Source organism: Nostoc sp. TCL240-02 (genome assembly GCF_013343235.1).
Classification (GTDB): domain Bacteria; phylum Cyanobacteriota; class Cyanobacteriia; order Cyanobacteriales; family Nostocaceae; genus Nostoc.
Window position 1 is genome coordinate 1,118,751 of record NZ_CP040094.1, and the last position, 19,282, is coordinate 1,138,032.

Annotated in this window: 19 protein-coding genes and 1 pseudogene; 11 read left to right on the top strand and 9 right to left on the bottom strand. The window is 42.0% G+C overall.

Going from position 1 to position 19,282, the window contains the following annotated elements:
• Positions 1 to 3 precede the first annotated feature (3 nt).
• A complete protein-coding gene (locus FBB35_RS04990) occupies positions 4 to 888 on the top strand; it encodes a DUF3153 domain-containing protein (protein ID WP_174708731.1) in 885 nt (294 codons plus the stop codon).
• A 134-nt stretch (positions 889 to 1,022) separates the two neighbouring features.
• On the opposite strand, the gene FBB35_RS04995 is transcribed toward FBB35_RS04990, so the two are convergent.
• Entirely contained in the window at positions 1,023 to 1,349 is a 327-nt protein-coding gene (locus FBB35_RS04995) for a helix-turn-helix domain-containing protein (protein WP_174708732.1), read from the bottom strand.
• A 148-nt stretch (positions 1,350 to 1,497) separates the two neighbouring features.
• Between FBB35_RS04995 and FBB35_RS05000 the strand changes: the two genes are divergently transcribed.
• On the top strand, positions 1,498 to 2,115 hold the full coding sequence (locus tag FBB35_RS05000; RefSeq protein WP_174708733.1) for an FMN-dependent NADH-azoreductase: 618 nt from the start codon (positions 1,498 to 1,500) through the stop codon (positions 2,113 to 2,115).
• A 186-nt stretch (positions 2,116 to 2,301) separates the two neighbouring features.
• On the opposite strand, the gene pdxH is transcribed toward FBB35_RS05000, so the two are convergent.
• On the bottom strand, positions 2,302 to 2,946 hold the full coding sequence (pdxH, locus tag FBB35_RS05005; RefSeq protein WP_174708734.1) for a pyridoxamine 5'-phosphate oxidase: 645 nt from the start codon (positions 2,944 to 2,946) through the stop codon (positions 2,302 to 2,304).
• A 126-nt stretch (positions 2,947 to 3,072) separates the two neighbouring features.
• Between pdxH and FBB35_RS05010 the strand changes: the two genes are divergently transcribed.
• The 3 genes from FBB35_RS05010 (at position 3,073) to FBB35_RS05020 (ending at position 6,763) form a co-directional block, all read left to right on the top strand.
• On the top strand, positions 3,073 to 4,158 hold the full coding sequence (locus FBB35_RS05010) for an AI-2E family transporter (protein ID WP_174708735.1): 1,086 nt from the start codon (positions 3,073 to 3,075) through the stop codon (positions 4,156 to 4,158).
• Positions 4,159 to 4,531: 373 nt separating this feature from the next.
• Entirely contained in the window at positions 4,532 to 5,362 is an 831-nt protein-coding gene (locus FBB35_RS05015; protein WP_174708736.1) for a segregation/condensation protein A, read from the top strand.
• A gap of 231 nt (positions 5,363 to 5,593) precedes the next feature.
• Positions 5,594 to 6,763 carry a sugar phosphate nucleotidyltransferase gene (locus FBB35_RS05020; protein WP_174708737.1) on the top strand — a complete coding sequence of 390 codons (1,170 nt, stop codon included), beginning with the start codon at positions 5,594 to 5,596 and terminating at the stop codon, positions 6,761 to 6,763.
• 137 nt (positions 6,764 to 6,900) lie between these two features.
• On the opposite strand, the gene speA is transcribed toward FBB35_RS05020, so the two are convergent.
• The gene (speA, locus tag FBB35_RS05025) at positions 6,901 to 8,919 is read right to left on the bottom strand and encodes a biosynthetic arginine decarboxylase (protein ID WP_174708738.1); all 2,019 of its coding nucleotides are present in this window, start codon (positions 8,917 to 8,919) and stop codon (positions 6,901 to 6,903) included.
• 217 nt (positions 8,920 to 9,136) lie between these two features.
• Between speA and ndk the strand changes: the two genes are divergently transcribed.
• Positions 9,137 to 9,586 carry a nucleoside-diphosphate kinase gene (gene ndk, locus FBB35_RS05030; RefSeq protein ID WP_174708739.1) on the top strand — a complete coding sequence of 150 codons (450 nt, stop codon included), beginning with the start codon at positions 9,137 to 9,139 and terminating at the stop codon, positions 9,584 to 9,586.
• 184 nt (positions 9,587 to 9,770) lie between these two features.
• Here the strand turns inward: ndk and FBB35_RS05035 are convergent, their stop codons facing one another.
• The gene (locus FBB35_RS05035; RefSeq protein WP_174708740.1) at positions 9,771 to 10,493 is read right to left on the bottom strand and encodes a TerC family protein; all 723 of its coding nucleotides are present in this window, start codon (positions 10,491 to 10,493) and stop codon (positions 9,771 to 9,773) included.
• Positions 10,494 to 11,407: 914 nt separating this feature from the next.
• On the opposite strand from FBB35_RS05035, the gene FBB35_RS05040 reads away from it, so the two are divergent.
• Positions 11,408 to 11,572 carry a hypothetical protein gene (locus FBB35_RS05040; protein WP_174708741.1) on the top strand — a complete coding sequence of 55 codons (165 nt, stop codon included), beginning with the start codon at positions 11,408 to 11,410 and terminating at the stop codon, positions 11,570 to 11,572.
• 380 nt (positions 11,573 to 11,952) lie between these two features.
• Here FBB35_RS05040 and FBB35_RS05045 read toward each other — a convergent pair whose 3' ends face one another.
• From FBB35_RS05045 to FBB35_RS05060, 4 genes and pseudogenes are all read right to left on the bottom strand, one after another.
• A complete protein-coding gene (locus tag FBB35_RS05045) occupies positions 11,953 to 12,393 on the bottom strand; it encodes a hypothetical protein (RefSeq protein WP_174708742.1) in 441 nt (146 codons plus the stop codon).
• Positions 12,394 to 12,460: 67 nt separating this feature from the next.
• Positions 12,461 to 13,153, bottom strand: coding sequence for a hypothetical protein (locus FBB35_RS05050; RefSeq protein WP_174708743.1), 693 nt, complete (start codon positions 13,151 to 13,153; stop codon positions 12,461 to 12,463).
• Positions 13,154 to 13,244: 91 nt separating this feature from the next.
• Positions 13,245 to 13,994: pseudogene (locus FBB35_RS05055) on the bottom strand (Uma2 family endonuclease).
• 22 nt (positions 13,995 to 14,016) lie between these two features.
• A complete protein-coding gene (locus tag FBB35_RS05060; protein WP_174708744.1) occupies positions 14,017 to 14,661 on the bottom strand; it encodes a restriction endonuclease subunit R in 645 nt (214 codons plus the stop codon).
• Between the two features lie 232 nt (positions 14,662 to 14,893).
• Between FBB35_RS05060 and acs the strand changes: the two genes are divergently transcribed.
• Both acs and FBB35_RS05070 read left to right on the top strand, forming a co-directional pair.
• Entirely contained in the window at positions 14,894 to 16,867 is a 1,974-nt protein-coding gene (gene acs, locus FBB35_RS05065) for an acetate--CoA ligase (protein ID WP_174708745.1), read from the top strand.
• A 118-nt stretch (positions 16,868 to 16,985) separates the two neighbouring features.
• Positions 16,986 to 17,666 carry a tetratricopeptide repeat protein gene (locus FBB35_RS05070; RefSeq protein WP_174713527.1) on the top strand — a complete coding sequence of 227 codons (681 nt, stop codon included), beginning with the start codon at positions 16,986 to 16,988 and terminating at the stop codon, positions 17,664 to 17,666.
• Between the two features lie 91 nt (positions 17,667 to 17,757).
• Here FBB35_RS05070 and FBB35_RS05075 read toward each other — a convergent pair whose 3' ends face one another.
• The gene (locus FBB35_RS05075; RefSeq protein WP_174708746.1) at positions 17,758 to 17,985 is read right to left on the bottom strand and encodes a hypothetical protein; all 228 of its coding nucleotides are present in this window, start codon (positions 17,983 to 17,985) and stop codon (positions 17,758 to 17,760) included.
• A 132-nt stretch (positions 17,986 to 18,117) separates the two neighbouring features.
• On the opposite strand from FBB35_RS05075, the gene FBB35_RS05080 reads away from it, so the two are divergent.
• Together FBB35_RS05080 and FBB35_RS05085 are read left to right on the top strand one after the other, a co-directional pair.
• On the top strand, positions 18,118 to 18,876 hold the full coding sequence (locus tag FBB35_RS05080; RefSeq protein ID WP_174708747.1) for a Uma2 family endonuclease: 759 nt from the start codon (positions 18,118 to 18,120) through the stop codon (positions 18,874 to 18,876).
• Between the two features lie 119 nt (positions 18,877 to 18,995).
• Positions 18,996 to 19,256 carry a MoaD/ThiS family protein gene (locus FBB35_RS05085; RefSeq protein WP_174708748.1) on the top strand — a complete coding sequence of 87 codons (261 nt, stop codon included), beginning with the start codon at positions 18,996 to 18,998 and terminating at the stop codon, positions 19,254 to 19,256.
• Positions 19,257 to 19,282 lie beyond the last annotated feature (26 nt).

Here is a 19,282-nt window from a genome sequence, read left to right on the forward strand (position 1 = left end):
TTTATGGTTACAACTTCTTCAATTTTCGGAAAGATTTTGTTGTGGTTAATCAGACCATTTAGTTTTGTGTTGACACTGAATGGTCGAAATCGAATGAACCGCGTCTTTCCGATGCGAAATCCTATATTGTGGCTAGTACTGTTAACATCCCTGTTACTGACTGGCTGTGTTAAGTACGATGTAGGGCTTAACTTTGATAATTCAAATAGTGGTGAATTCGTACAGCATATTAAGTTGGGAGAGCGGCTAACCAGCTTTAGTGGCGATTCTGTATACGAATGGTTAAACAGCATAGAACGCCGCGCCCGTCAACTAGAAGGTAAAACGCAGCGAGTTTCCCAAGAAGAAATCATCGTTACAATTCCTTTTAGTAGTGGTAGCGAATTGCAAGAGAAGTTCAACGAATTTTTTAATTCCCGTACAAATCAATCCTCTGAGGCTGTGCAGAGCAAATCTGACTCAGAACTGCCAAAAATTGAATCAAACGTCCTCTTAGAAGAGAACAATTTTTTACTTTTAGTCCGAAATCGGTTGATTTATGATTTGGATTTGCGATCGCTTGCTCTAATTGCCAGCAAAGGTAATGTTCTGGCTAATGCTGGTTCAATTCTTGACTTGGAATTTAGCTTGAAAACTCCTTGGGGAGCCAAAAACATTCAACTAACTGCAACTGCCATTGAGCCGGAAAAAAATGGCAATCAACTGGTCTGGAAACTCCAGCCTGGTCAACTCAACCACATAGAAGCAGTTTTCTGGCTTCCTAGTCCCCTTGGTATTGGTGCATTGTTAATTATCCTGTTTGTCTGGGGAGGATTGTACTTGAGATACAATTTCATGCCAGATCCCAGAACTCAATTGCTTCCCAAAGCAGCAGCTATCCAGGAATAGTAGACATCTATTGAGGGAATTTGGTAAAAGAGGCAGAGGGGCAGGGGGAAGAGTGCAGAGGAGAGGAATTTTCCCTCTGCTCCCTGCCCCCTGCTCCCTTGCTTCTTCTCCATTACCTATTACCCATTCTCTCGTTATTCGCTCCCATACCAACGTTCAGCAAGTGCATTGAGTTGATGAAGCACATCAATGAGTTCCTGACCCCGTTCTGTAAGACCGTAAGTTACTTGGGGTGGAACAGTTGGTTCATATTGGCGATAAATAATCTCTGCTGCCTCAAGCATCCTCAGCCTTTCTGTTAAAACTTTGGTAGAGATGCCCTCGACTAAGTGCTTCAATGCACCAAAGCGAGTCGGCCCACTATTACACAACACCCAAAGTATATACATTGTCCAGGGCCCTGATAGTAAGGACATCAAAATGCTGATTGGGCAAGCATCAGAATTTTTAGAGACAGACATCGATAAATTCGCCAAAATCTTCCAATAGTTACTTTATGGTAACTACTTTACTTTAGTAACTAGTTACTTTTAGTATCTGATGTAATGCTTTGAAATAGAAACTCAAAAAAGTAAAAGCAGTAAATCCTAGCTAATCAGGAGATATTTGGTGGTCAACATTCTACATATTGATTCCAGCCCCCGTGGTGAACGATCGCACTCACGAGAACTATCTAAAGAATTTGTCAGTGCTTGGAAGGCAGCACATCCTGAAGATGCGATCGCCTATCGAGATTTAGGCCGTCACCCAGTTCCTCACGTTGATGAAGCTTGGATTGCGGCAGCATTTTCACCACCAGAAACCCATACCCCAGAATTAACTGAGGCAATCAGGATTTCTGACGAATTGATTGATGAGTTTTTGGCAGCCGATCGTTACGTCTTTGGAGTGCCAATGTATAACCTGAATATCCCTTCCACTTTTAAGGCTTACATCGACCAAATTGTTCGTGCTAACCGGACTTTTGCTGTAGATGCTCAAGGCTTAAGAGGATTAGTCGAGGGTAAAAAGGCAGTTATCATTACAGCTCGTGGCAGTGACTTTAGCCCGACATCTCCTTACGCTGCCTACGACTTTCAAGAACCCTACCTGCGGGCGATTTTCGGTTTTATTGGGATTACAGATATTCAATTTATTAACGCTAACAGCCTCAACGAGGGTGATGCCCGTACCAAATCTCTATCAGAAGCACGGGCAGCAATTCAAGACGCGATCGCTCAATGGTAATGTATGGTTTTGGGAATTGGGAATTGGGCATCGATAAGAGATAGGAGCGACAAGGAAGAAGGGGGAGACTTGGGAGAGACTTGTTGAATAATTCTCCCTTTATCTTCCCTGTCCCCCTTGTCCCCCTTGTCCCCCTTTATCTTCCCTGTCCCCCTCATCCTCCTAATCTTCCTCCCCTGCCCCTCTTCAGGGTGATAACCGCTCAATTTTCCAAGTGCCATTATCTAAACGGCTATAGAGCAAGCGATCGTGTAAGCGGCTAGAGCGTCCTTGCCAAAACTCAATTTCTGTAGGGATCACTCGTAAGCCTCCCCAATGAGGCGGTCGGGGGATCACTTGATTTTCATATTTGCTATTAAACTCCTGCATACGTCGCTCTAAAACTTCTCGACTTTCTATCACCTCGCTTTGATTAGATACCCACGCACCCAGGCGACTGTTAGGAGGGCGAGTATCAAAATACTGGTCGGATTCAGTTTCAGAAACTTTCTCTACATACCCACAAATCCGAACTTGACGTTCTAGTTCTGCCCACCAAAAGACTAAAGCCGCTAGAGGATTTTCTGCTAATTCTTGTCCTTTGCGGCTGTTGTAGTTGGTGAAGAAAGCAAAGCCGCGTTCATCGAAATCCTTGAGTAGCACCATTCTGGCTGAGGGCTTACCGTCGGGTGTGACAGTAGCAAGAGTCATCGCATTGGGTTCGGGGAGTTGACCTGCTAAAGCCTGATCGAACCATTTTTTAAATTGGATAAAAGGATTGAGGTTTACCTCGATTTCGCTCAAACCTTCCAAGGTGTAGTCTTTGCGGAGGTCAGCTACGGTTTTGTCCATTTTGATTTACTTCCTTGCTATCAGATACGCTTATACATATCTTTGTTAAAAATATCTATGATAATAATCAGTGTTATCAAGAATTTTACAAATTCTCTCAGAAATATCTAAAATAGGTTGCATAAAATGCGCCGTTCGGCATCCCTTCAACGCCTGTTAATTTATGGTCTGAGCGGTCCAATTATCGCTCTTAATGTCTGGCTACTGTCCGTACTTTTTCGATACTTCCAGCATCCCATTACCGTCTTGAGCATTGGGGCGATTTTGGCTTTTCTACTCAATTACCCAGTTAAGTTCTTTGAACGTGCCCGAATCACGCGCACTCAGGCAGTAATCATAGTTTTACTGGCAACATTAACCCTGTTTGGGATTCTGGGTGTCACCCTAGTGCCGTTAATCATTGACCAAACAATCCAACTGTTAAATAAGATCCCTGATTGGTTAGGCGCTAGTCAGGCAAACTTAGAGCAATTTGAGATGCTGGCAAAACAAAGACGTTTGCCGATCGATCTCAGGGTTGTAAGCAGTCAAATCAATGCCAACATTCAGAATCTGGTGCAACAGCTAGCTTCTGGGGCAGTGGGATTTGCTGGGACACTGTTATCAGGCTTACTTGACGTAGTGTTAGTTATTGTGCTGGCATTTTATATGCTTTTATATGGCGATCGCGTCTGGTATGGTCTGGTCAATCTTTTGCCTTCTAATATTGGAGAGCCTCTTACCGCATCCTTACGCCTAAATTTCCAGAACTTCTTCCTTAGTCAGTTGTTGCTAGGGCTATTCATGATGCTAACCCTGACACCAATTTTCTTAGTAATGAAGGTACCCTTTGCCCTGCTGTTTGCCATATTAATTGGGATTTCAGAACTCATTCCCTTTATTGGGGCATCTCTTGGCATTGGTCTAGTGACGATTTTAGTACTACTGCAAAATTGGTGGTTAGCAGTTCAAGTTGCGATCGCGGCAATTCTTATGCAACAGCTTAAAGATAACTTGTTAGCTCCCAGATTACTCGGCAACTTTATCGGACTGAATCCCATTTGGATTTTTGTAGCTATTTTGATGGGATTTGAGATTGCGGGGCTGTTAGGAACGCTTGTTGCTGTTCCCATTGCTGGTACTATTAAAGGCACTTTCGATGCGATCAAGAGCGGCAAACCTAGTGATTTTGTCTCAACTGTCACCATTGCTCATGACCCACCCCAAGAGTGAGGGTGCGGGGGAGGGAGGAAGCAGGGGGCAGGGGAGATTAGGAGGATGAGGGGGACAAGGGGGACAAGGGGGACAAGGAGGATAAAGGGAGAATTATTCAACAAGTTTCTCCCTTTATCCCCCCTCTTCCTTGTCCCCCCTATCTCTTATCGATGCCCAATTCCCAAATATAAAATATCAAAAGTTGCACATTCCGATCTCACAATTCACAATGGTGATTGATTACAAATTTCAGAGGATGCTGCCAGCAGGCAATTTCTGATTAAAAGAAGCACAAGCGAATGTATTAAGTACACGCTTTGCCAAGAGTCAATGAGTTTACTGTTGGATTTACAGTATTTCGATTCTTAATTAATTAACTTAGAACCCGTTGATGGAAGCTTCCGAGCTATTAGAAACAATCACACTCCTGATTTACCAAGCTGAACAGGGAGAAATTGACCCTTGGGATGTCCAAGTAATTGAGGTGATTGACCGTTACTTAGAACTGATGGCACCGGAGTCGATAGGAAGAGGCTATGAAGCGGATTTGTCTCAATCTGGACAGGCATTTTTATCAGCATCAATGCTGGTATTATTTAAAGCTAATACATTGATGCAATTGTCAACAGTAGGTGATATCCAGGATTATGTATTAGATGATGCCATATTGGAAGATGAAGACGGAATATCACATCATGGTCATCGTTTACCATTAGAACGGCAATTGCGTCGTCGTCCATCGGCAATGCCGCCACCGAAGCGTCGGGTGACTCTGCAAGAGTTAATCAAGCAATTGCAGATTATGGCAAACCAGCTAAAACTAGTAGAAAAAGTCAGCAAACCTATTCGTCCCAGACGTTTGCCTAGCGTCCAAAGTATGCGGGAGGCACTGGAGTTAGCTCACCAAGAAAATCTGACAGAAGTAGCTGGAGAACTCGAACAAGTCTTGAATTTATCGGCCAGAGAGCTAAATTCAGAACAAAATTGGTTGAATTTAGAACAACTTGTAGAATTGTGGACTCAGACAAAGCTTTTTAACCAAAAGGGGTCTGGACATGAGTCTAAACACAGTCATTTAGTTAGCGTTTTCTGGGCGCTACTACTACTTTCGGCTCAATCGAAAGTAGAGCTATTTCAAGAGGAGTTTTACAATGAGATTAAAATTCGGCTAATTACAGATTCAGCTAAGACCAGTAAACCTTTTGAGCAGTCGATGAACTAAAAAAGCGAAAAGTAGCCCTACAGATAATTTACAGATTTTTGATTCAGTCTCAAAATCCGAGTAAATTGAAAAGATAAGCGATCGCTTGTCATCTAAGTATATAGATGGTTGTAATAACCACTAAATTCCTGTTATCCCTGTTTGAGGGATGACTTACAGCAGAAATAAAAACTGATGATTAAGTATCACTCGATAAAAGTAAACTGGCTTGTGGTTGAGGAATAAATTTTTATGAAAGCGATGATTCTCGCGGCTGGTAAGGGTACTCGCGTGCGTCCGATTACCTACACAATTCCCAAACCAATGATTCCCATCCTGCAAAAGCCAGTGATGGAGTTCTTGCTGGAACTGTTACGCCAACATGGATTTGACCAGATTATGGTCAACGTTAGTCATTTGGCTGAAGAAATAGAAAACTATTTTCGTGACGGTCAACGGTTTGGGGTGCAGATTGCCTATTCCTTTGAAGGGAAAATTGATGACGAAGGTAAACTGGAGGGAGAAGCAATCGGTTCTGCTGGAGGAATGCGGCGTATCCAAGACTTCTCACCGTTTTTTGATGATACCTTTGTGGTGTTGTGTGGTGATGCTTTGATTGATTTGGATTTAACTGCGGCAGTTAAATGGCATAGAGCAAAAGGGGCGATCGCTACTATTATTACAAAATCTGTTCCCCAGGAAGAAGTTTCAAGCTACGGTGTGGTAGTCACTGATGAAGAGGGGCGTGTTAAAGCTTTCCAAGAAAAACCTTCAACCGAAGAAGCCCTCAGCACCAACATCAACACAGGTATTTACATCTTTGAACCAGAGGTTTTTAACTATATTCCCTCTGATGTGGAATATGACATTGGTAGCCAATTGTTCCCCAAATTAGTGGAAATCAAAGCTCCCTTCTACGCCATCCCTATGGACTTTGAATGGGTAGATATTGGTAAAGTTCCAGACTATTGGCGGGCGATTCGCGGTGTACTGCTGGGTGAAATCAAAAATGTGCAAATCCCCGGTCATGAAGTCGCCCCTGGTATTTATACTGGCTTAAATGTCGCCGTGAATTGGGACAAAGTGGATATCACTGGCCCAGTTTACATCGGCGGGATGACGAGAATAGAAGACGGAGCGAAAATCGTTGGACCTGCGATGATTGGCCCCAATTGTTGGATATGTAGTGGCGCAACAGTAGAAAATAGCGTGATTTTTGAATGGTCGCGCTTGGGGCCAGGAGTCAGATTAGTCGATAAGCTAGTGTTTGGACGTTATTGTGTAGATAAAACTGGGGCCGCTATAGATGTCCAAGCGGCTGCTTTAGATTGGCTAATTACCGATGCTCGCCAGATACCACCATCTCATACCCCTGTTGAGCGACAAGCGATAGAGGAATTGCTGGGGACAAACGCGAATTAGGGAATGGGGAATGGGGAAGGAGCAAGGGGGCAGGGGGCAGGGGGCAGGGGAAGAAGAACTATTTATTGATTCTTGAGCGATACCCAATGCCCAATTCCCAATTCCCAATGCCCAATTCCCAATTCCCAATTCCCAATTTAACTATTCAGATATGTGTATCTTCTGAGACTCTGCTCGTAGGTTTGCAGCAATCGCTGAGATTCTGCTAGGGTGATACGCTTTTCTTCTAATGCTTTCTCACAACGCTGACGAATGTTTTCTACCATATCTTCGGAGTCATACTGAACATAGCTTACTACTTCGCTCATTGTGTCACCTTTGACAACGTGTTCAATCTGGTAGCCTTTGGGCGTTAATTGGATGTGAACGGCGTTAGTATCGCCAAATAGGTTGTGCAAATTCCCCATGATTTCTTGGTAAGCTCCATTCAAGAACATCCCTAAATAATAGGGTTCTCCGGGCTTGTAGGTGTGTAGTTCTAAAACTGATTTGACATCGCGCAGGTCAATAAATCGGTCGATTTTACCATCACTATCACAGGTGAGGTCTGCTAAAATTCCCCGCCGGATTGGTTCTTCATCCAAACGGTGGATTGGCATGATGGGGAATAGCTGGTCGATCGCCCAGCAATCTGGTGCTGATTGAAACACTGACATATTAACGTAGTAGATGGAAGCCATGATTTTCTCAAGGTCTTCTAACTCATCGGGTACGTATTCTTGCTGTCTAGTTATGTTCAAAATTTTCTGGCAACAAGCCCAGTATAGCCGTTCGGCTTTGGCTCGTTCTCTGAGGCGTAAAATTCCTAAGTTGAAGCGACTGATGGCCTCTTCTTTGAATTGTGCCGCATCGTGATACAACTCTTGGTAATTCTCTTGGTTGATGGATTGGTAGCTTTCCCAAAGGTAATTAATTATTGGGGACTCTCCCTCTTGTGGAGGTTCTGGTGAATCAAGGGGGACATCGCTGGTACTAAGAACATCAAAAATCAGCACCGACTGATGGGAAGCGATCGCACGTCCACTTTCGCTAATCAGTGTTGGTACGGTAATTTGGCGCTCTGCACAGGTATCTTTTAACTCTGCCACGATGTCGTTGGCATAGTTCTGCATGTTGTAATTTTTCGAGGCATAAAAGTTGGTTTGGGAGCCATCATAATCTACGCCCAAGCCGCCACCGACATCAAGGTATTTCATATCCGCACCCAGCATGGCCAATTCCACATAAATGCGGCTGGCTTCTTGGATGGCATCTTTAATTACATTGATGGCGGAGATTTGTGAGCCGATGTGAAAGTGCATCAACTGCAAAGAATCGAGCAGGTTAGCTTCCCGTAACTTGTCAACAGCCTCGATTACTTCCGGCATTGTCAAACCAAATTTAGCGCGATCGCCACTAGAGGCTCCCCAACGTCCCATACCTTGGGTGCTGAGTTTAGCGCGAACCCCTAAAATCGGTTTAATACCTAACTGGCGATTGGCATCAATTACCAAATCAACCTCTTCAATCTGTTCTAAGACAATGATTGGTGTTTGCCCTAATCTCTGGGCTAACATTGCCGTTTCGATGTATTCTCGGTCTTTGTAGCCGTTGCAAACTAACAACGCTCCTGGTGTATCGAGGACAGCCAGGGCAATCATTAATTCTGGTTTGGAACCAGCTTCTAAGCCAAATTGATGAGGCTTGCCAAACTTGACTAAATCTTCAATCAAATGCCGCTCTTGGTTGCATTTGACAGGAAACACACCCCGGTATACGCCAGGGTAGTTGTAGCGGGCGATCGCTTTGGCAAAACAAGCATTCAACCGTTCAATCCGGTCTTCCAAAATATCGGAAAAGCGAATCAACATCGGAAGTCCCAAGTTGCGCTGTTTCATGGAGTTGACCAATTCAAACAAGTCGAGAGATCCCCCGCGATCGCCCTTGGGTGAGACGGTGACGTGACCAGCAGCGCTAATGGAAAAATAGGGTTGTCCCCAACCTTCAATGCGGTATAATTCTTCGCTATCCTCAATTTTCCAGGAGCGAGGTAAACTTCCTGCGGTAGTAGTAGGTGGTAAAAGTTTCTTTTGTTTAGGATTTTTCACTTCAGATTTTTGTCCATTGGACGGTACTTGTACCACCTCGTCAGATGTAGCAGTTGACTCAACACCCATTTCTTCCTAACCTCTGTTTTTCGCCCACGACTTAACAATTTAACGCATTCATTTGGGAACGTATATGTACCCAAAGATAATTTCTAAGATAAACTCTGATTGGTCAAGAGTCATTGGTCATTAGTCATTGGTTAAGAGTGCAAAACCTTTGGACAAATGACAAAGAACAAATGACAAATGACAAGATAAAAACTTTATTAAGCTTTGGGAGATGGCAATGGAGCGCACATTCTTAGCAATTAAGCCTGACGGAGTACAACGGGGATTAGTGGGGGAAATTATCCGTCGCTTTGAAACTAAAGGTTTTACCCTAGTTGGTTTAAAGTTCTTGAAAGTCAGTAAAGAACTGGCTGAACAACACTATGGTGTTCACCGGGAACGTCCCTTTTTTGGTAGTTTAGTGGAATTTATCACTTCTAGCCCAGTGGTAGCGATGGTATGGGAAGGTGATGGTGTCGTTGCATCTGCCAGAAAGATTATTGGTGCCACGAACCCCTTAACATCTGAACCGGGAACAATTCGCGGTGATTTTGGCATCAATATTGGTCGAAACTTGATTCACGGTTCTGATGCTCCAGAAACCGCACATCAGGAAATAGCCCTATGGTTTAAAGATGAAGAATTAGTCGATTGGCAACCACACATAACCCCTTGGTTGCACGAGTAAGATATTAGGGACTGGGGATTGGGGACTGGGAATTGGGCATCGATAAGAGATAGGGGGGACAAGGAAGAGGGGGGGAGACTTGGGAGAAACTTGTTGAATAATTCTCCCTTTATCCTCCTTGTCCCCCTTGCCCTCCTTGTCCCTTCATCCTCCTAATTCCCCTGCCTCCTGCCCCCTGCCCTTTTTATTTAGATACTTCGCTCTTTTCTGGTTCTAATTCGGGCACTTCAGTGTTAACACGCTTGGAAAATCCCCAGCCTAAAATCAGGAAGATGGCAGTAATCATGATCCATTCTGGTGGAACTAAATTATCGTTCACCACTTTCAACAACAGGCGCAAGCCTACGAACGCTACAGTTACATAGCCTGCGTCTTCTAGGTTTTCGTATTCGTCTAGCCAACGGATAAACAATCCCGCCATGAATCGCAGCGTAATAATACCAATTGTTGCACCCGTCAGCACTAGCCATTTTTCTTGAGAAACTGCGATCGCAGTTGTCACGCTATCCAAAGAAAATGCCAAATCTGTAAATGCAATCACAGGTATCGCTTGCAACAATGAATTAAAACGCGGCCCGTGATGGTGATCGTCCTTAGATTCTTCCGAGGTAAAGTGTTGAAATACTAACCACAGGAGATAAGCAGCGCCCAATAATTCAAATTGCCAGAATTGTTGCACCCAAGTGGCAGTCAGAATCAGGCTGATTCGTAGCACATAAGCAACGACTAAACCAAAGTTGAGGGCTTTACGCTCAAGTTCCTTGTCTTCCAGCCCTTTTGCGATCGCAGCCAGAGCAATCGCATTGTCGGCAGATAACAGCGCCTCTAAAAGCACCAGGATCAGCAGAACTATAAGGGCTTCAAGGCTGAAATGAAAGTCGAGGTAATCAAAAATTCGGTCTAGCATTCCGGGTTTCTCAAGCAGAAAAAATTAAAATTTGACAAGAACAGAGATTTATATATTAAAAAGCGCAATAAATTGCTACTCTAATTCAGCTTAACGTGCTTGTGGTGCATTTTGAAGAGGATTAAATGGATGCGATCGCAGTGGAAGTTGGGTAATTTGCGTATAAGTCAATACACCAAAATTTTTAACATCTTGCTTAGTGCGATCGCAATAGACTGCTGTCAGTTCGCATCTAGAATTAGTTGATGAAAAATATTGTTATATTTTATAAATATTTCTTTGACGACCGAGCTTGAGCAGTTCATTCAAAGTCAGGTTGCAAGCGGGAAGTACACCTTATTAGAAAAAGCTTAAATATGGTGCGTTGCACTGCGCGACAACGCACCATACTAATCAGCATAAACAACCCACTTTTGCTACATGGCTAATCCTGCCTTGGTCAATACTGCAAAAGTGCCACTTTGATCGCTGGAATAAGGTTCACGGTAAAGGAGATCGGTATTCTCAAAGCGATCGAGCAAGCGGGTCAAATTTTAGAGTGCTGATTTAATCGACCCAATCGAGGTTTAAAATTGGCTAAAAAATAACACAATTCAGGAAACTCATCCATCATTAATACTATTAATATGAGTCTTCTTTGTCTAGTTTATAGTGCTTGTCTAGTTAGATAGTGTTGGGATTTGCTAATTTCCTACTTAAAAGCAGAGGGTCAACATAACCCTAGCAATATTTAAAATATATATGCTAGGTTATCCCAATTTGCAGATGCAGTTTTGGAGACAAAATCAACTTAGATATGTCCTGAAATATATGTATTAAATTGCCTTTTTACATAAAAATTAGTCAGATATAGTTTTTAGATAAACTATAAAATATAAAAGTTAAAGTTGTTGGATATACAGGAAACGAAAGCTATGTCTAAAATAGTGATTTCTGAGCTAAAATCTCTTGATAAAAAGTCATTCTTAGATAACTTAAATCCAGTACATTTGAATACTATTTCAGGAGGTCATGGTCATTCCCATTCTAAGCATAATCATGAACATGAGAAAAAACATGAATACTGGCATCATAAATAGTTAACAGTAATAAAAGTTTTTGAATAAGAACTGGTAGAAAATCTATGTGTTTTTTACCAGTTCTTACTTTTATATAGGACTCCTATTTTTTTTGAAAAAACACCGTAAATTGAAGTAAAAAAAATATCTGAATCTTTATTGCATAGGTATCTCTAACCCTTGCGGGTTCCCCAGTTGCTACAACGGGGGAAACCCCGCAACGCGCTGGCTTACCATGAATCGGCAAATTCCACATACTTGTTTTATAGCTCGATTAAAGGTTTCAATCGCCCAATGAGTATGTTTGCAACAATTGCTCAAACATTCTTATGAATGCTTTAATATGAATCACAAATGCAAATAGCCTCTGAAAGCAATTTACTACAACATAATTCCAAATTTCACAAAATCTCTGCTAACTTCAGCACTAGACTGTTTACTAAATCCAATACCCTAATGTCATCTGTGTCAATACTATTTTCTTCACCAGCAAATAAGTGTCTTACAGCAGATAACCTGTCATTGGTTTCAGAAATTCTCCAAGATTCTTCTAAGTTTACGGCAAAATCAAATAGCGATCGCTCGCCTAAATGCTGTCTTACCTTCACAGCTACACTATCATGACTTACCAAAAATTCTTTAATAGTATCTAACTGAGAATTACCTATAATTTCGTCATCTCCCCACGTTTCTAGCCAGTCTCCATCTACATCTTCAACGTAAAAATTTACAAAATTAACTCCGTAAGTTAGCCAGTTTTGCTGCATTTGTCGCGCTGTTGCTAAAGCTTCAGCAAATGTATCCACTTGATTGTTGCAGTGAGTTTCTCTTTTGTTAGCCATAAAAGCTGTAATTAGCAAGTAAGTATGTAGGCTGAACACAAACCGGAAATATCAAATTCCTTAAAGTTCACGAAAATTTTAAATATTTGCCACCAGAAAGGTAATCACTGTTATACAGGGCCACGTTGACTAACTGGTTGACAAAATTAGCATCCTTGGGATTGTAACTTAAGAACAATCCTCTCTCTATTTCCCACGATCGCAGTGTATTTTGCCAAGCTTGGTACTTTTGGTAATTAAGTTCTTCAGAGACACTAGTAACTTGAATGCAAAGCGGTTGATTGTTACGACTACTAACAATTAGGTCTGTTGCCATAGAGAGGTCGGCGATATAACGCTGCCAAAAACTACCTTCTCGACTTACAACATCTTGAGCTATTGACTTAATGATATCATCATCGACCTGATTAAATTCGCCTGCCATCAATTTTTGTTTCCAAATATAAAACTTGGAGTCACTTGCATTAATCCATCTAGGAAATAGATAACCATACCAATATCTCTCAATCGGTGTCATCAACTCGAATTTTGCTTTCTGCTCTTCTTCCGAAGGTAAGGATTTGATTATCAGCCAAATGGTAGAATCAGTAATTACCTCTAAGAGAAATGCAATAACAAACGGTTTTGCAGTCAGGGAGCCTGGCTTGATATTTTTTACCCAACGATTGATTTCATCTAATCTTCTCGCCAAATTATGATCTACCGAGGAAGCTTGCAGGGTAAGTGACTTTAGCTTATCCTTAATCTCTGTTGCTTGCAAACGAGGCCCTACTTTCAGAAGATAACGCTTTTTTACACACTAATAACTAAATCTTAACTCGAAAGTGTACTTAATTAATTTCCTGATGTCATCAAATATTCTCTAAGTCGATGCCCTTTGTGCGTAATACCTCCCGCAATCGAGCGAGTTCTTGCTCTGCTTATTGGGCGCGTTCTTCTGACTCTTGGGCACGTTCTTCTGCTTGTTGGGCACGTAAACGTTGTTGTTCAGCTAACTCTTCTGATGATAATATTAATTGATTTTCAGTAGTGAAGAATCTTAATTTACCTTCATAAACTCCCAAATAAAGTTTTAACTGCTGACTCCACAAACGTCCATCAGTAGTTACTTGGATCTCTTGATACTTGCCATTAACTAAATAAAATCCCTGAAGTCCCATTGTTACAGGGTCAAACCAGAAATAATCTGGTGTACGGAAGGTATCTTGATAAACTTGTTTTTTTAACCCTTTATCAACTGCTGTCGTTGAATTTGACAAAATTTCCACAATCATGTTTGGATATTTGCCGTCTTCTTGCCAAACTAGCCAACTCTTACGGTCTTTTTTCTGAGTCCCCAAAACTACAAAAAAGTCTGGGCCACGAAAATATTCTGATTTTTTCTGGTTAGGACTGTAGTAAATCGTCAAATTGCCAGAAGCATAGAAATTTTGCCGCTCTCGCCACCATAATTTTAGTATGCGAATCAGCAAATCGATTTGATCGCGGTGTAAATCGCTTTCCAAGGGTGGCTCATCACTAAGTATATCACCAGGAGGAAAAATAACTTCGTCTTCTGAAATACCATCAGAGAACAATTCTAAAGTAGCAGGTTCAGATATCCGCGATCGCTCCGCAATTTATTTACTGAAAATCTGGTAACTTACAGATGGCTTTGAAAACTTGCAATAACTCGATTGCATCTGGAGATTGACTCAAAGTTAATAATGGCATCAACTCATAAGTTGACTGGTTATCACGTCTTAGATAAACAAATTGATAAAGCTGTCCATTAGTTACCAAACCCCAAACTGATGATTGTTGCGATAAACTCTTAAAAGCATAAGTGAGTAATTGAGGTAAACCCTCAATCACATTGACCGAACTATTTTTTGTTTCAATCACTAGAACCCAAAAAGGCGGCGCAATATTACTTTGAGGACTATTGATTGCTAAAATATCCATCCGTCCGGTAATTCTTCTGTCTTCATCTTCGACTGCGATCGCAATGCTATCTTCCATTGTTAACCGAATCGGTACATCGTAAAACCCTGCTAACCGCATTAGTGGGGCAATTGTTAAAAATTTGACTAAACCTTCAGAAATTTTACCTGCTGAGAGATAACGACGGAAGTCATTTCTGATTCGCAATAAATCCTGTTGTTCAAACTCTGTTAGCGGTTCTAAATTTAAGAAATCAGTGAAGGAAGCATTGGAAAGCTCTTCCAGTTTAAGAAAGCGATGAACATCGTTGAGACATAGGCTACTAGCTTCGACGATGAGCGTCATAGTTTCAGGCGTTGTTTGTCAAGACTACTTATATTTTGCAACATTCGCGGTAGATAGGCTGCAATATAACGTCTTTACATTTCTTGAGCGCTTGCTTTTAGTAGATGAAAATGAATGTAAACTAAATAACTCGGCAATTTCCACCTAGCTTAACGAAAATCTAAACATCGTCTAGCACAACTAGGCTAACAATAGTTTTTAGTAATAATCGCGATCGCACTCATAACTAACCATGTCTGAACCAAATATCGAATCAATCCTCCAAGAAAATCGCCTCTTCCATCCTCCTAGTGAATTCTCGCAGAACGCCCACATTAAAAGCCTAGAAGACTATCAGCGTCTTTGTGACAAAGCCAAAGCCGATCCGCAGCAATTTTGGGCAGATTTGGCTGGAACAGAATTAGAATGGTTCCAAAAATGGGATACTGTGCTAGATTGGCAACCGCCTTTTGCAAAGTGGTTCGTTGGCGGAAAGACTAATATTTCTTACAATTGCCTTGACAGACATCTCACTACTTGGCGCAAAAATAAAGCAGCCTTGATTTGGGAAGGAGAACCGGGTGATTCTCGTACTCTGACTTATGCCCAACTGCACCGGGAAGTTTGTCAGTTTGCCAATGTATTGAAGCAATTGGGTGTACAAAAAGGCGATCGCGTTGGTATATATATGCCGATGATTCCCGAAGCTGCGATCGCAATGTTAGCCTGTGCCAGAATTGGCGCACCCCACAGCGTAGTATTTGGTGGTTTTAGTGCCGAAGCTTTGCGCGATCGCTTAATTGATGTTAGAGCTAAACTAGTAATCACGGCTGATGGTGGTTGGCGCAAAGATGCGATCGTTCCTCTCAAAGAACAGGTAGACAAAGCCTTAGCTGATGGTGCTGTTCCTAGCGTTGAAAATGTCCTAGTTGTCAAGCGTACCGGGCAAGAAACTGATATGCAGTTGGGCGGACGCGATCATTGGTGGCATGATTTGCGAAAAGGAGTATCAGCAGATTGTCCCGCCGAACCGATGGACAGCGAAGATATGCTGTTTGTCCTCTACACTTCTGGTAGCACCGGCAAACCGAAGGGCGTAGTGCATACAACTGCTGGTTATAATTTGTATACCCATATCACCACCAAGTGGATCTTTGACCTTCAAGATACAGATGTATATTGGTGTACCGCCGATGTCGGTTGGATTACGGGACACAGCTACATTGTCTACGGCCCCCTTTCCAACGGTGCAACAACGTTGATGTATGAAGGTGCGCCCCGTGCTTCTAATCCTGGTTGTACATGGGATGTAATTGAAAAATACGGCGTTAATATTTTTTATACTGCACCTACGGCAATTCGGTCATTTATTAAGATGGGCGAACACCATCCCAAAGCACGAAACCTGTCTTCGTTGCGTTTGCTAGGAACCGTCGGCGAACCCATTAACCCAGAAGCTTGGATGTGGTATCAGAAAATAATTGGTGGCGATCGCTGTCCAATTGTTGATACTTGGTGGCAAACGGAAACTGGCGGTATCATGATTACACCGCTACCAGGAGCAATCCCTACTAAACCAGGTTCCGCGACTCTTCCCTTCCCAGGAATCATTGCAGATGTCGTGGATTTGGAAGGAAACACCGTACCCAATAACGAAGGCGGTTATCTAGCGGTACGTCATCCGTGGCCGGGAATGATGCGGACAGTCTACGGCGATCCAGAACGCTTCCGCCGCACCTATTGGGAACACATTCCACCCCAAGATGGTAACTATACTTACTTTGCTGGTGATGGTGCTAGACGCGATGAAGACGGTTACTTCTGGGTCATGGGTCGTGTAGATGACGTACTGAATGTATCAGGACATCGCCTTGGTACAATGGAAGTAGAATCAGCCTTAGTTTCTCATCCAGCCGTTGCAGAAGCGGCGGTAGTGGGTAAGCCGGATGAACTCAAAGGTGAGGAGGTAGTTGCTTTTGTCACTTTAGAAGGTACTTATCAGGGAAGCGACGAACTGAGTAAAGAACTCAAGCAGCACGTCGTCAAAGAAATTGGTGCGATCGCACGTCCGGGAGAAATTCGCTTTACTGATGCTTTGCCCAAAACGCGATCAGGTAAAATTATGCGGCGCTTATTGCGGAATCTAGCTGCTGGACAAGAAGTATCTGGTGATACTTCAACATTAGAAGATAGAAGCGTGTTGGATAAATTGCGGGAAGGTACTTAAATAATTTCAATTGACCTTGTAGGGATGCACAAATGTGCGTTCCTACTTGTGGTGTATTTCACCTAACGCACCCACATTTTATGATGGACATAAGAACATTATTGAGGCATTGAGGGCGATGAAGCTGAAGAGCAAACCCAAATCAGCATTTGTTCAACCTTTTAGCTGCATGATGCTGAGTATTCTAACTATAATTAGTTTATCACCATTAGCGTTAGCGGTTTCTGGAAAAGTTTCTTTGCATCCGCCAGAACAGGATGCACAGAGACAATCACAAAAACTAGCCCAATTTTCAGATACAGGGCCATCAGAGCGATCACAGATGCTGCAACAAGCCAATGCTTTATTTAATCAGGGAGACTTAACGGGTGCAGAGGAAAATTTCCGCAAGTTAATTAAAAAATTCCCAGACGATGCCTTTGGACACTTTCAACTGGGAAATGTGCTTTTTCGGCAAAAGAAACCAGAAGAAGCAATTAACGCCTTTCAAGAAGCCATTCGTCTCCAGTCAAAATACGCTCTAGCTTATAATGCGATCGGTATGGTTTACGCTAGCCAAAGTCGCTGGGATGAAGCCATGACTGAATATAAAAAAGCTCTAGAAATCAATCCTAATTATGGCGAGGCTCTGACTAATTTTGCATTGGTATTGTGGCAAACAAATAAAAAAGATGAGGCGCTATCTTCTCTAGAAAAAGCTTTAAATATTTTCAAAGCACAGAATAGAAGTGAAAAAGTTAACCAAGTCGAACGAATATTGAAAGAGATCAAAACTGCTGACGATCCTAGTGTTTCCTAAAAATCAGCAGGTAGAGCAATGCTGTAAGATATTGTAACGGCTAGGGTGTGTTGCTAAAATTTAACATGCCCTATATTGTTACTTACTTCTTTTAAAAAACAATTTTTCGCATATTATCAACTTTTTCCTTAAAATCCGATTGATCTTTCAACCTGTGTAATGGGCCTTTATATTTTTCAATTTCGTCTATTAGTTCCTTAACAGATGGAGCCAAAACTTTTAATTTCATCATTATTAAAAGTTCACGATACTTAATTTGACATAAGCTATGCTGAATTTTACTAGCAATCATTGTATTATTGAAAGACAAAATTGCCATTGAGTCCATCTTTCTACCTGGATTACTTTTATACAATGTATGATGGTTGTAATACAATAGAAGTGCCAACTTTCAGTAGTATACAAAATCATAATTTACAATGAGAATCATAGAGACCTTCGGTTAAAGCCTATGACTTCCTTATCGGCATTAACTTTACCTGACCACACCCAGTTACCAGACTCAGATGGTACATTTGTGAAAAATCTTCAGGAGCATCCACAAAGTATTTTAATCACAGATTCAATTAAACCTGTTTTAGAGAAACTTCATCTTGACGGTCAATATTGTATCGGACAAGATTCTGGTATCTACTGGCGATTGACAGATCCTCCAGAGAAAGGGGCTGAAGCACCAGACTGGTTTTATGTACCCAATGTACCGCCGACTCTTGACGGTAAAATGCGGCGTTCTTATGTGCTGTGGAAAGAGTATGTTGCACCCCTAATTGTGATTGAATTTGTCTCTGGAGATGGTTCAGAAGAACGAAATAACACACCGCCATCTCAAGGGGAAGGTGGAAATGTTGGTAAGTTTTGGGTTTATGAACAGGCAATTCGAGTGCCTTATTATGGGATTTATGAAGTAGCAAAAGCTCAAGTGGAAGTTTACCACCTAAGCGATAATACTTATGAACTAATGCAACCCAATGAACGAGGACATTACCCAATTGCTCCTATGGGGGTAGAGTTAGGAATCTGGCAAGGATTTTATCAGAATGCAGAGTTACCTTGGTTGCGCTGGTGGGATGCACAAGGAAATTTACTGCTAACAGGTGAGGAACGGGCTGTGATTGAGCGACAAAAGCGGGAGAGAATTGTAGAGAAATTGCGTACTCTCTCTGCTGAACAACTCAACGCTTTAGGAATTGACCCAGAAATGTTGGATTAGGAAACATAATTATCTACCAATAATACAACTTTGCTATTTATTAATGTATAATTAAGCCCAACAGTTCAGGGTGCTTGTCAAGCATTAAATTACTTGCTGGTACTGCCAAAGCATATTGTATGTCTAAATCTGCAATCACCATTACCGTCAAATTGTTCGCTGCTTATCAAGAAGCCTTTAAGGTTTCGGAACTGGTACTGGAATTTCCCAATAGTATGCCAGTTAAAGCAGTATGTGATCGCCTCATAGCCGAACATCCTGAACTTTCCCAATGGCGAGACATCACCCGCTTCGGGATTAATTTAATATTTGTTGAACCAGATACCCTATTACAAGATGGGGATGAAGTCGTATTGATTCCACCAGTTAGCGGCGGCTAGGAAAATAGTTACGAATTAGGAGTTAC